A 12,104-nucleotide genomic window follows, 5' to 3' on the forward strand; every position below is an offset into this window, starting at 1 on the left:
TTATCAATGTGAGCCAACCAACATGTTCAAGATCGTCCACCTGTTGACGGGCGTTGCAGCCTTGCTGCTGTCCTTCATACCCAGCCTCAGAACCGAAGCCATTCCCTTCCTGCAGCAACCGGAGGCGATTTTCCTCGCGCTCTTCGGCCTGCTCAACCTGGTCATCGCTCCCGTGCTCCCGCAGCACTATCGGGGCGCCCGCCAGCAACTGCAACGCGCCGCCAGTGTTTTGCTGGTCGTTGCCGTGATCCTGCAGACCGTGACCCTGCTGGCCCGTCCCGAGCTCGGTAACCTGCCGGCCCTGGCCTGCGCCCTGCTGGCCACCGTCCTGCACCTGATTGCCGGCTTTGCCAAAAGCGCTGCAAACCGTAGCCAGAACACCCAGTACGACATGTCCAATCGTGATACCGGTACGGTGAAGTGGTTCAACACCTCCAAGGGTTTCGGCTTTATCTCCCGCGATTCGGGCGATGATATCTTCGTCCACTTTCGCGCCATTCGTGGCGAAGGCCACCGGGTTCTGGTCGAAGGCCAGCGTGTCGAGTTCTCGGTAATGAACCGCGACAAGGGCCTGCAGGCCGAGGATGTGATCGCCGCCCCACGGCGCTGATCGGCTGAAACAAAAAACCGCGACGGCATCACTGCCCATCGCGGTTTTTTTACGCCCCGAAATCAGTAATGCGGCGGCGGTGCTTCTTCTTCGCTGGCTTCGTACTGACCGACCATCTCTTCGTAGCGCTTTAGTAGCGCGGCCATCTGCAGCTGCAGACGCTCAACAACGCGCTGCTGCTCGACCAGCACATCGTTCAAGGCCAGCAAGGTATCGTCCTGAAAGGCCAACCGGCTTTCCAACTCGGTCACTCGCGCTTCAAGGGTCATGATTCAAGCCTCCATGAACTGAAAGTCGTCAACCAATACCTCGGCAAGACGCAAACGGACATCCGCCAACTGTTGCGGCGAATATTCAATCGCAGGTTTATTGCCCCATACTGGCGCCGGCCAGGCCGGATCAGTGCGACGACGAACAATGACGTGCATATGTAGCTGGCTAACTACATTGCCCAGGGTCGCCACATTCATTTTATCCGCAGCAAAGCTGTCCTTGAGCAGTTGAGCCAAGGCTGTAGTTTCTTTCCAGAGCTGCTGCTGATCACTGTCATCAAGTTGAAACAATTCGCTGATATCCGCACGGCGCGGGACCAGGATAAACCAGGGATAGTTGGCATCCTTGCTCAACAACAGACGACAAAGAGGAAAGTCACCCAGGCACAAGGTGTCTTGTTGAAGGCGTTGATCCAGAACAAACACAGCGAAATCTCCTACAACCGCACAGAACCTCGCCCACGCAACCACCGTGAGCCACAGCCAGCAGGATACTCCTCCTCAGCCTCAAGGGCATTGGTTGCTGCCCTATAAAATGAAGAGATGCACCACTTTGCCCCCGCGCCTCGCCGCGAAAGGTCCTTGGGCGAGCAGGTGTTACGCCGCCCGAACGGTGAAACGCTACTTTTCGCACCAAAATGAAGCCGTCCGTCCGGTCTGTGCCCACCGAACATCCACAAACTACTCAGCTTTAGCCTTCAGCGGTAACGCTTTGACTTTACGGGCAACTTTTATACTTATTCCAGCGGGATCGCTGACGGCTAACCAAAGGTTCTTTGACCCCCGGTTTATCGGCACCAAACCGCCCTTGAGCGCAGAAAAGTGAAAATTTCGTGAACCCTGTTCGATTTTGTGCACGCTTGTTGCATTGTCATCCGCCACAGTCGGCACGCCACCTGCATTGATGCGGTGAGCGGCGACAAATAACAACAGCCGCATGGGGTAACCAGGGAGTTTCGGGGGCAGGGGCTAGATTATTTTTACCTATCCTTAATCCACTTGAAACAGCGCTGGAGTTGTACGACCCGCGAAAACCCGGGGCGTGATTTGCGACAAGGACATAACTGTTAGCGACATGACCGTAAAGTTACCGAAAGGTTCTCAACGCCCATATCGCCAACGATGGTCAGCGTGATATACATTTTCGCCGACACAAAAAGAAAGAGCCGCGCTGTATAAAAAAACCAAACAGCGACGGCAGTACTCTTCCTAAAAACCAAAGGAGCAAATCACGATGCGCGTGATGAAGTGGAGCATAATCGCCCTGGCTGTTGCAGCCGGCACCTCGCAATTGGCAGTGGCCTCTTCTCAGGATGAGTCCAAGGGTTTTGTTGAAGACAGCAAGCTGAACGTCAAACTTCGCAACCTCTATTTCAGCCGCGACTTCCGTAACCGTGAAAACAATCCGCTGGGCAAGACCAAAAGCTATGCCCGCGAATGGGGTCAGGGTTTCATCGGCACCTTCGAGTCCGGTTTTACCCAAGGCACCGTAGGCGTAGGCGTTGACGCCATCGGCCTGCTGGGCCTCAAGCTGGACGGCGGTAAAGGCACCTCCGGCACCGGCTTGTTCCCAACCGGCTCCGACGGTCGTTCGCAAGACGACTATTCCAAGGGCGGTGGCGCGGTCAAGTTCCGCATTTCCGACACAGTCCTGAAAGTGGGTGACCAATTCACCGCATTGCCAGTCTTCGCCACTGACGACAGCCGCCTGCTGCCTGAGATGGCCCAAGGCACCCTGATCACCAGCAACGAAATCAAGGGCCTGACCCTGCACGCTGGCCACTTCACCAGCCTCACCGGGCAAGAACAGACCAACCGCGACAGCCTGCACCTGACCCAGGCCGACGTGGTCGGCGGCACTTATGCCTTTACCGACTCCCTGAGCACCAGCCTCTACTACTCCAAGGTCGAAGACTACTGGCGCAAATATTACGCCAACGTCAACTGGGCGCTGCCGATCAGCGACGATCAGGGCCTGGTGTTCGACTTCAACATCTATGACACCAAGAGCGACGGCACGACCAACTATGCCGCCTACGATGGCGACAAACTTGATAACCGTGCGTACAGCCTGTCGGGCGCCTACAACATTGGCGCGCACACCTTCACCCTGGCCTATCAGAAAGTCAGCGGTGACGGCGACTACGGCTACGGCGTTGACGGTGGCGGCACCATCTTCCTGGCCAACTCCATCGCCCGTTCCGACTTCAACGCTGAAGACGAGAAGTCCTGGCAAGCTCGCTACGACCTGAACATGGCCACCTTCGGCGTACCAGGCCTGAGCTTCATGACCCGTTATGTCAAAGGTACCGGCGCCAATGTTGCCTCCACCGACAACGGCAAGGAATGGGAACGCGACATCGAGGCCAAGTACGTCCTGCAGGAAGGCCCGGCCAAAGATCTGAGCTTCCGCATTCGTCAAGCGACTTATCGCTCCAGCGATGGCGTTTACTACGGTTCGGACTCCATCGACGAACTGCGTCTGATCGTCGAGTACCCGCTGAGCATCCTGTAAGCCTCGGGCTTTCAGTATTCCCAGTACGAAAGAGCCCGGCACTGCCGGGCTTTTTCTTGTCTGAATTCGGGCTGACAACGCCTTCGTGCTCCGGCATCCTGTACGCCACCGAATCGCCCCCGTACAATGCGGGGTCATTTAAAGTCTTAAGCAACCGACAACGGCCTACCATGCGCACCAGTCAATATTTGCTCGCTACCCAGAAAGAAACCCCTTCCGACGCGGTCGTCATCAGCCACCAGCTGATGCTGCGTGCCGGCATGATCCGCAAGCTCGCATCCGGCCTGTATACCTGGCTGCCGATGGGCCTGCGGGTAATGCGCAAGGTCGAAGCCGTGGTCCGCGAGGAAATGAACGCCGCTGGCGCCCTTGAAGTGCTGATGCCGGCCATCCAGCCTGCCGAGCTGTGGCAGGAGTCCGGCCGCTGGGAACAGTACGGCCCCGAGCTGCTGCGCCTCAAGGACCGTCACGGTCGCGAGTTCTGCGTGGGCCCGACCCACGAAGAGGTCATCACCGACCTGGCCCGCAACGAGCTCAACAGCTATAAACAGCTGCCGCTGAACATGTACCAGATCCAGACCAAGTTCCGTGACGAGATCCGTCCGCGCTTCGGCCTGATGCGTGGTCGCGAGTTCATCATGAAGGACGCCTACTCCTTCCATGCCGATCCGGCTTCCCTGCAGGAAACCTACGATCGCATGCACCTGGCCTACAGCAACATCTTTACCCGCCTGGGCCTGGACTTCCGCCCGGTGCAGGCCGACACCGGCTCGATCGGTGGCAGCTACTCCCACGAATTCCACGTGCTGGCCGAGTCCGGTGAAGACGATGTGATCTTCAGCGACAGCTCCGACTACGCCGCCAACATCGAGAAGGCCGAGGCCATCCCGCGGGAAACCGCGCGCCTGGCGCCGACCGAAGAGCTGCGCCTGGTCGACACCCCGGACGCCAAGACCATCACCCAACTGGTCGAGAACTATAGCCTGGCGATCGAAAAGACCGTCAAGACCCTGATCGTCCACGCCGCCGAAGAGGGCAAGCTGATTGCCCTGATCGTCCGTGGCGACCACGAACTGAACGAAATCAAGGCCGCCAACCTGCCAGAGGTTGCCAGCCCGCTGGTCATGGCCACCGATGAAGAACTGCGCAACGCCATTGGCGCCGGCGCCGGCTCCCTTGGCCCGCTGAACCTGCCGCTGCCGTGCATCATCGACCGTTCGGTCGCCCTGATGAGCGATTTCGGCATCGGCGCCAACATCGACGACAAGCACTACTTCGGCGTCAACTGGGAGCGCGACCTGCCGGTTCCGCAAGTGGCCGACCTGCGTAACGTCGTTGCAGGCGACCCGAGCCCGGATGGCCAGGGCACCCTGGTGATCAAGCGCGGTATTGAAGTCGGGCACATCTTCCAGCTCGGCACCAAGTACAGCGAAGCCCTCAAGTGCCAGGTCCTGGGCGAGAACGGCAAGCCGGTGACCCTGAGCATGGGTTGCTACGGTATTGGCGTATCGCGCGTAGTTGCCGCGGCCATTGAGCAGAACTACGACGACAACGGCATTATCTGGAGCGATACCCTGGCACCGTTCCAGATCGCCCTGGTACCGCTGCGCTACGAAACCGAGCAGGTTCGCGAAGCCACCGACAAGCTGTATGCCGAACTGACCGCCGCCGGTTTCGAAGTGCTGCTGGATGACCGCGACAAGAAAACCAGCCCGGGGATCAAGTTCGCCGACATGGAACTGATCGGCATTCCACACCGCATTGTGGTCAGCGATCGCGGCCTGGCCGACGGTAACCTGGAATACAAGCACCGCACCGAGCGTGACGCACAGCCGCTGCCAGTGGCCGAGGTGCTGTCGTTCCTGCAAGCCCGCATTCGTCGCTAAGCCAACGCAAGAGTAATCATGTTCAAGCGAAGTACCATCAACCTGGGGGGCGCCGCACTGTGCGGCGCCCTGTTCCTCAGCGGTTGCGCCAACCAGATGTCACAGCGCAGCGAACATGAGGAACGCATCGAGCGCAAGCTGCTCGAACACAGCCTGCAGATCGATGCCGGGGACCCCAAGGTACTCGAGCTGCCGCAACGGCGTGTGCGCATCCACGAACAGAAGAACTTCGAAGTCACCGAGTTTGAAGTCACCCGTCGTTATGATCGCTACACGCCTTACCAGCCCTGGCGCGAAGTCTATGAGATTCCGCTGGGCGCGGTGGCGGTGGTGGCCGGTGTCGGCGCCAACGTGGTCAACGTCTTTGCCCTGGGCAACTTGCCCGACAGCGTTACCCACGACTGGTTGAGCTATGGCTTCGACGGCCTCAACCCGTTCATGAACGCCCAGTCCAACGGCCGTGCCCAGCAGAACCTGGCGGGCATCACCGAAGTGCAAAAGGACAAGCGCCAGGAATACACCAGTGTGCCCTGGAGCGAGCGGCCGGTATCGGTCAAGGCCGGCAAGATGGACCATGAGCTGACCACCGACCGAAATGGCGTGCTGCACCTGAACCTGCTCGACAGCCCGTTCAGCGAGCAGAACCTGACCCACATCGGCACCCTGCATCTGCAGGTAGTCGATGAAGACAACAACGTGCGTGGCGATGCCAGCCTGCTGATCAGCGCCAGCCTGCGCGGCAAACTGGTGGAAGCCCACGAACTGATTTTTGACGACCTGGAAGACGATGAAGTCAGCCAGTGGGTGCATCGGGTCAAGCGCCTGTCGGAGCTGGGCCTGGAAGAAGAAGCCAGTGAACTGGAGCAGAGCCTGATCGAGCTGACCCGCAACGATCCGGAGCTGCAACAGGAGTTCCTCAAGTCACTGACCAAGGACGCTGGCCGCCTGGTTGCCGACCCCGGCGCGCACTGACCTCCGCTACACCCGGATAGCGCCAGCCTGCTGGCGCTGCCCTCCTCACTCCTGAGTGAACAGCTCCAGCTGCTCATGGGCACCGCGCAAATCCTGCAAGCGCACGCCGATCCCCAACAGTCTCACCGGCTTGCCGCCACGGGCAAAGGCCTGGCTGAGCAATTGCTGATAGCCGCCAAGGTCACGCCCCGCCCCCGACTGCTCAAGGGTAGTCTGGCTGAAATCATGGAACTTCACTTTGACGAACGGCTTGCCCGGGCGATAACTGTCGTCGATACGTGCCATGCGCCCGGCCAGGGTTTCCATCAGCTCTGGGAGTTTTTCCAGGCAACTGGCCAGGTCCGGTAGATCGGTGTCGTAGGTATTTTCCACGCTGACCGACTGACGACGGCTGTCATTCTGTACCGGACGGTCATCGATGCCCCGCGCCAGCCCCCACAGCCGCTCGCCAAAGCTACCGAACTCACGGGCCAGGGCCAGGCGGCTCCAGTCGCGCAGTTCCAGGCAATTGATAATGCCCAGGCGCCCCATCTTGTCGGCGGTGACCTTGCCTACCCCGTGCAGCTTACTGACCGGCAAAGCGGCAACGAAGTCTTCGACTTCATTCGGGGTAACCACAAACAGGCCATTGGGCTTGCGCCAGTCACTGGCGATCTTGGCCAGGAACTTGTTCGGCGCGACACCGGCCGACACGGTGATATGCAGCTGTTGGGCAACCCGCCGGCGAATATCCGCAGCAATCCGCGTGGCGCTGCCGGCGAACCAGGAACTGTCCGACACATCCAGGTAAGCCTCATCCAGCGACAGTGGCTCGATCAGATCGGTGTACTCGCGAAAGATCCCGTGAATTTCCCGCGAGGCTTCTTTATAGGCATCCATGCGCGGTTTGACGATCAACAGGTCCGGGCACAGCTTGAGGGCATGACGCGAGGACATCGCCGAGCGCACCCCGAACGCCCGCGCCTCATAGTTGCAGGTAGCGATCACCCCACGCCGCTCCGCCGAGCCGCCCACCGCCAGTGGCCGTCCGACCAGGCGCGGATCGTCGCGCATTTCGATGGCGGCGTAGAAACAATCGCAGTCGATATGGATGATCTTGCGTTGAGACATAGGGAGCGTAAGAACAGGTTTAAAGTGATGTAAGCAGTATCTCACCCGATAGCGCCCCACGCATCACAACTAATTCATTCACCCCCGGATCCCCTGCGAGGCCCGCCCTTGCTGCCCTGCAGCCCTTTTCAGGTGCGCTAAGCGATTGAAGGAGAAAGGATTTCTGTAAACAGGCTATTGACAGCTCCGGGCAAAACTGTAGAATCTCATTCCACAGGCGCGGGATGGAGCAGTCTGGTAGCTCGTCGGGCTCATAACCCGAAGGTCGTCGGTTCAAATCCGGCTCCCGCAACCAGATTCAGGAAAGGCCACTCTCACGAGTGGCCTTTTTCTTTGCCCGGAATAAAGTGCCAGGTAATTTTTTATTGTAAATCAACAATTAAGCGTTGACAGCCAAGCTCAACGCTGTAGAATCCGCCCCACAGACGCGGGATGGAGCAGTCTGGTAGCTCGTCGGGCTCATAACCCGAAGGTCGTCGGTTCAAATCCGGCTCCCGCAACCAAACAACAGAAAAGGCCACTTTGAAAAAAGTGGCCTTTTTTGCATCTGCTCGTTCGACCATTCGCCCTCCTCGCCTGCCCCCTTCCCACCCGGGGCAATATGAAACTTCTTTAACTATCCTCAAGGCACTCAGCGGCCCGATCATATCGGACATTACGCTTCCAAAGGGATTGGTACTTTGACCGGATACAACCTTCCTGCCGCGCGCAAGCCACGAGGTGGTTGATGCGCGCCCAGACGCCCGAAACACAAGCTCCTGTTACTGCCGCACTGCCCAATGCCGAGCATCGCCTGCGCTGGCTCGAACGGCTGAGCAAATACCGCCAGCCGATCGGCCTGGGCGTGACCTTGCTGCTGTTTGCCGTGGCGTTGATCGCCTGCCGCCATCTGCTCAGCGAGCTGGACATCTATGCCCTGCATGACTCACTGCTCAGCGTGCCCCCGACTTCGCTGATGGGTGCGGTCATGGCCACGGTCGTCGGCTTCGTCATCCTGCTTGGTTACGAGTGGTCAGCCAGCCGTTACGCCGGCGTCCAGTTACCGCCGCGTACTCTGGTGATGGGCGGCTTCAGCGCCTTTGCCATCGGCAACGCTATCGGCCTGTCGCTACTGTCTGGTGGTTCCGTGCGCTATCGCCTATACGCCCGTCACGGCATAGGCGCCGCCGAAGTCGCCCGGATGACCCTGTTCGCCAGCCTTTCCCTCGGTTGTGCCCTGCCGCCTCTCGCGGCCCTGGCGACCTTGAGCAATCTGCCGGCTGCCGCTGCAGCCTTGCACCTCTCGCCTGCGCTGCTGGCTACGATTGCCCTGGCCGTGCTTGGCTTGAGTGCGGCGCTGGTCTACGGACTTTATCGCCGACGGCTGCCCGAACAACCACTGGCGGACAATCTGCTGGTGCAGGCAGGCCGACGCACCCTGCGCTTGCCGGGCACGCGCCTGACCCTGCTACAACTGTTCATTACCGCCCTGGACGTTGCCGCTGCCGCCATCGTGCTTTACCTGCTGCTGCCGCAAGCACCGCCGTTTGGTGCCTTCCTGCTGGTCTACCTGCTGGCGCTGGCAGCCGGGGTACTCAGCCATGTGCCCGGCGGTGTCGGGGTGTTCGAAGCGATCCTGCTGGCGGCCTTTGCCGACAAGCTCGGCGCTGCGCCACTGGCCGCCGCACTGCTACTCTATCGCTTGATCTATGTGGTGTTGCCGCTGCTGCTGGCCTGCATTCTGCTGCTCGCCAGCGAAGCCCGGCGCCTGTTGTTTGCCCAACAGGCGATCAGGGCTGCTTCCGGGCTGGCGGCACCGGTGCTGGCGGTACTGGTATTTTTGTCCGGCGTGGTGCTGCTGTTTTCTGGCGCCACCCCGGAGATCGACGGACGCCTGGAACACCTGGGCTTTCTCGTACCGCACCGACTGATCGACGCCTCGCACTTCGGCGCCAGCCTGATTGGCGTGCTGTGCCTGCTGCTGGCCCAGGGCCTGCGGCGGCGCCTGTCGGCCGCCTGGATCCTGACCACCATCCTGCTACTGGTCGGCGCCCTGCTCTCGCTGCTCAAAGGCTTTGACTGGGAAGAGGCCAGCATCCTGACCTTGACCGCGTGCCTGCTGGCCGTCTTCCGGCGCTCTTTCTACCGACCCAGCCGCTTGCTCGAGCTACCGTTCTCACCGGTCTACCTGGCGGCCAGCGCCTGCGTCCTGGGTGCGTCGGTGTGGCTGCTGCTGTTCGCGTACCAGGACGTGCCCTACAGCCATCAGCTGTGGTGGCAGTTCACCCTCGACGCCGATGCCCCGCGCGGCTTGCGCTCGGCCCTGGGCAGCGCGGTATTGCTGGTGATCGTCGCCCTGACCTGGTTGCTGCGCACCGCACGTCCGGTGATCCACTTGCCGTCGGCCGAAGAACTGCAACGGGCCAGCACTATCCTGCAGGCCTCCGACCAACCCGACGGCGGCCTGGCACTGACCGGCGACAAGGCGCTGCTGTTCCACCCCAACGACGATGCCTTCCTTATGTACGCCCGGCGCGGGCGCAGCCTGGTGGCGCTATACGACCCCATCGGGCCGGCCCACGAGCGTGCAGAAATGATCTGGCAGTTCCGCGACCTGTGCGACGTACATCACGCCCGCCCGGTGTTCTACCAGGTCCGGGCCGAGAACCTGCCCTTCTATATGGACATCGGCCTGACCGCGATCAAACTGGGCGAAGAAGCCCGGGTCGATCTCAAGCGCTTTGACCTCGAAGCCAAGGGCAAGGAAATGAAAGACCTGCGCTACACCTGGAACCGCGGTGGCCGCGACGGGCTCAGCCTTGAGGTGCACGAGCCAGGCCAGGCGCCGATGGATGAGCTCAAACTCATTTCCGATGCCTGGCTCAGCGGCAAGAACGTGCGCGAGAAAGGCTTCTCCCTCGGTCGCTTCAGCCCAGAGTACCTGCAGCACTTCCGGATTGCCCTGATCCGCTTCGAGGGCCGCCCGGTGGCCTTTGCCAACCTGCTGGAGACCCGCAGCCTGGAACTGGCCAGCCTCGACCTGATGCGCGCCCACCCCGAAGCGCCGAAGTTGACCATGGAATTCATGATGATCGGCCTGATCCAACACTATAAGCAGCACGGCTATGGGCGCTTCAGCCTCGGCATGGTGCCGCTTTCCGGCCTGCAACCACGTCGCGGCGCGCCACTGACCCAGCGCCTGGGCTCGATGGTGTTCCAGCGCGGCGAGCAGCTTTACAACTTCCAGGGCCTGCGTCGCTTCAAGGACAAGTTCCAGCCGGACTGGGAACCCCGCTACATGGCCGTGCCGGCCGGACTCGATCCACTGGTGGCACTGGCTGACACTGCCGCCCTGATCGCAGGCGGCCTGACTGGATTGGTGAAACGCTGATGATTCGACGCTACTGGCTGTATGTACTGATCCCCTTGCTGCTGGCCCTGCTGGCCGCAGCCCTTGGCTTCTGGCTATGGACCCGCCCGGCACCCGAGGCGACCCTGGAGCACCTGAGCCTGACTAATGGCAGCAGCCTGATCCGGGTCAACCCAGGTACCCGTGCCAAGGCGCGAGTCGCCATCGCCGTGCCCCAGGACCAGGCCCTGAGCGAGAAACAACTGCTTGACCTGAGCCAGAGCGGCGAAGCGCAGCTGGTCCAGCTGATCCTCCCACCCGCCGATTGCAGCAAGCAGCAACAGGCCATGCAGCAGGCCCTGCAACAACTCAAGGGCGCTCCGACGCTGGTTGCCGGTATCGGCCCAGGCGCGGCCCAGGCCTGGAGCTGGCTGGCCAGCCAAAGCGATGACAAGGCCCAGGCAATCTCGGTGGACTTCAATCTGGAGCAACCCGGCTGCGCCACGCCACTGCCCAAGTCTGCCGCCCACGGCCACTGGAGCGTGGCCTGGAACGACAACCCGGATGACGCCAGCGCGGCCTTCGTGCGTGATCAGCCGAATGCCGAGACCAGCATCAGCGACTACGACATCCACCTGCCGCAGGTGCTCAAGGCCCAGTTGACCCAGGCGCTGGTCGGCGACGATGGCAACGCCATGAGCATCCCGGTGGTCGAGGTGCCGGCCGGGCAAACCACCGATACCGTGACCCTGTTCCTCTCCGGCGATGGCGGCTGGCGTGACCTGGACCGCGACGTGGCCGGTGAGATGGCCAAGCTCGGCTACCCGGTGGTCGGCATCGACACCCTGCGTTACTACTGGCAGCACAAGAGCCCGGAACAGAGCGCTATCGACCTTTCGGAACTGATGCAGCACTACCGGCAGAAATGGGGGACCAAACGCTTCGTGCTGACCGGCTACTCGTTCGGCGCCGACGTGTTGCCGGCGATCTACAACCGCTTGCCGGCCGAAGACCAGAAGCGCATCGATGCAGTGATCCTGCTGGCCTTTGCCCGCAGTGGCAGCTTCGAGATCGAGGTCGAGGGCTGGCTGGGCAATGCCGGTAAAGAAGCGCCGACCGGCCCGGAAATGGCCAGGCTGCCAGCCGCCAAGGTGGTCTGTGTGTATGGCGAGGAAGAGGCGGACGAGAGCGGCTGTACCGACCACACTGCCGTCGGCGAGCGCCTGAAGCTGCCCGGCGGGCATCACTTCGACGAGAACTACCCGGCACTGGCCAAGCGCTTGATTGGCGACATCGAGAACCGCCAGGGCAAGACCCGCGTCGCCGAGCAGGATTGAAGCGCGCCCCGGCGCGCAGCTGCAAGCTGTCAGCCTCAAGCTGCAAGCTAGAGCCAATCGCGCACGGCTCTTGC

At 61.1% G+C, this 12,104-nt stretch carries 10 protein-coding genes and 2 tRNA genes; 8 read left to right on the forward strand and 4 right to left on the reverse strand.

The window, feature by feature from the left end:
• Window positions 1-22 precede the first annotated feature (22 nt).
• Window positions 23-610, forward strand: a complete 588-nt coding sequence (locus ABM562_RS11150; RefSeq protein ID WP_115088312.1) for a cold-shock protein — start codon at window positions 23-25, stop codon at window positions 608-610.
• 62 nt (window positions 611-672) lie between these two features.
• Here the strand turns inward: ABM562_RS11150 and ABM562_RS11155 are convergent, their stop codons facing one another.
• The 3 genes from ABM562_RS11155 to ABM562_RS11165 all read right to left on the reverse strand — a co-directional run bounded on the left by ABM562_RS11155 (window position 673) and on the right by ABM562_RS11165 (window position 1,821).
• Complete coding sequence (locus ABM562_RS11155; protein ID WP_038996659.1) at window positions 673-879, reverse strand: SlyX family protein; 207 nt, start codon at window positions 877-879, stop codon at window positions 673-675.
• A gap of 3 nt (window positions 880-882) precedes the next feature.
• Window positions 883-1,308, reverse strand: coding sequence for an HIT family protein (locus ABM562_RS11160; RefSeq protein WP_460421985.1), 426 nt, complete (start codon window positions 1,306-1,308; stop codon window positions 883-885).
• A gap of 255 nt (window positions 1,309-1,563) precedes the next feature.
• On the reverse strand, window positions 1,564-1,821 hold the full coding sequence (locus ABM562_RS11165; protein ID WP_148708569.1) for a hypothetical protein: 258 nt from the start codon (window positions 1,819-1,821) through the stop codon (window positions 1,564-1,566).
• Between the two features lie 295 nt (window positions 1,822-2,116).
• Here ABM562_RS11165 and ABM562_RS11170 point away from each other — a divergent pair, with 295 nt between their 5' ends.
• From ABM562_RS11170 to ABM562_RS11180, 3 genes are all read left to right on the forward strand, one after another.
• A complete protein-coding gene (locus tag ABM562_RS11170; RefSeq protein WP_115088315.1) occupies window positions 2,117-3,397 on the forward strand; it encodes an OprD family porin in 1,281 nt (426 codons plus the stop codon).
• Window positions 3,398-3,567: 170 nt separating this feature from the next.
• Window positions 3,568-5,283 (forward strand): proline--tRNA ligase, encoded by a 1,716-nt coding sequence (locus ABM562_RS11175; RefSeq protein WP_460421988.1) that lies wholly within the window; start codon window positions 3,568-3,570, stop codon window positions 5,281-5,283.
• 18 nt (window positions 5,284-5,301) lie between these two features.
• The gene (locus tag ABM562_RS11180) at window positions 5,302-6,255 is read left to right on the forward strand and encodes a hypothetical protein (protein ID WP_115088317.1); all 954 of its coding nucleotides are present in this window, start codon (window positions 5,302-5,304) and stop codon (window positions 6,253-6,255) included.
• 45 nt (window positions 6,256-6,300) lie between these two features.
• Here ABM562_RS11180 and dinB read toward each other — a convergent pair whose 3' ends face one another.
• Window positions 6,301-7,365: a DNA polymerase IV gene (gene dinB, locus ABM562_RS11185; protein WP_115088318.1), complete on the reverse strand. Its 1,065-nt coding sequence runs from the start codon at window positions 7,363-7,365 to the stop codon at window positions 6,301-6,303.
• Window positions 7,366-7,583: 218 nt separating this feature from the next.
• Between dinB and ABM562_RS11190 the strand changes: the two genes are divergently transcribed.
• The 4 genes from ABM562_RS11190 to ABM562_RS11205 all read left to right on the forward strand — a co-directional run bounded on the left by ABM562_RS11190 (window position 7,584) and on the right by ABM562_RS11205 (window position 12,030).
• Window positions 7,584-7,660 (forward strand) — tRNA-Met (locus ABM562_RS11190).
• 131 nt (window positions 7,661-7,791) lie between these two features.
• Window positions 7,792-7,868: transfer RNA gene (locus ABM562_RS11195), tRNA-Met, on the forward strand.
• 224 nt (window positions 7,869-8,092) lie between these two features.
• Window positions 8,093-10,735 (forward strand): bifunctional lysylphosphatidylglycerol flippase/synthetase MprF, encoded by a 2,643-nt coding sequence (mprF, locus tag ABM562_RS11200; RefSeq protein WP_460421991.1) that lies wholly within the window; start codon window positions 8,093-8,095, stop codon window positions 10,733-10,735.
• Entirely contained in the window at window positions 10,735-12,030 is a 1,296-nt protein-coding gene (locus ABM562_RS11205) for a virulence factor family protein (protein WP_460421993.1), read from the forward strand. The genes mprF and ABM562_RS11205 overlap by 1 nt, the downstream gene beginning before the upstream one ends.
• The last annotated feature ends 74 nt before the right edge of the window (window positions 12,031-12,104 follow it).

The sequence above is a fragment of the Pseudomonas sp. ZL2 genome (genome assembly GCF_054788455.1).

Excerpts from the sequence above, each read along its gene's own strand:
- mprF (WP_460421991.1), top strand. The coding sequence starts at position 8,093 with ATGCGCGCCCAGACGCCCGAAACACAAGCTCCTGTTACTGCCGCACTG.
- ABM562_RS11165 (WP_148708569.1), bottom strand. The coding sequence starts at position 1,821 with ATGCGGCTGTTGTTATTTGTCGCCGCTCACCGCATCAATGCAGGTGGC.
- ABM562_RS11175 (WP_460421988.1), top strand. The coding sequence starts at position 3,568 with ATGCGCACCAGTCAATATTTGCTCGCTACCCAGAAAGAAACCCCTTCC.
- dinB (WP_115088318.1), bottom strand. The coding sequence starts at position 7,365 with ATGTCTCAACGCAAGATCATCCATATCGACTGCGATTGTTTCTACGCC.
- ABM562_RS11205 (WP_460421993.1), top strand. The coding sequence starts at position 10,735 with ATGATTCGACGCTACTGGCTGTATGTACTGATCCCCTTGCTGCTGGCC.
- ABM562_RS11150 (WP_115088312.1), top strand. The coding sequence starts at position 23 with ATGTTCAAGATCGTCCACCTGTTGACGGGCGTTGCAGCCTTGCTGCTG.
- ABM562_RS11155 (WP_038996659.1), bottom strand. The coding sequence starts at position 879 with ATGACCCTTGAAGCGCGAGTGACCGAGTTGGAAAGCCGGTTGGCCTTT.
- ABM562_RS11180 (WP_115088317.1), top strand. The coding sequence starts at position 5,302 with ATGTTCAAGCGAAGTACCATCAACCTGGGGGGCGCCGCACTGTGCGGC.
- ABM562_RS11170 (WP_115088315.1), top strand. The coding sequence starts at position 2,117 with ATGCGCGTGATGAAGTGGAGCATAATCGCCCTGGCTGTTGCAGCCGGC.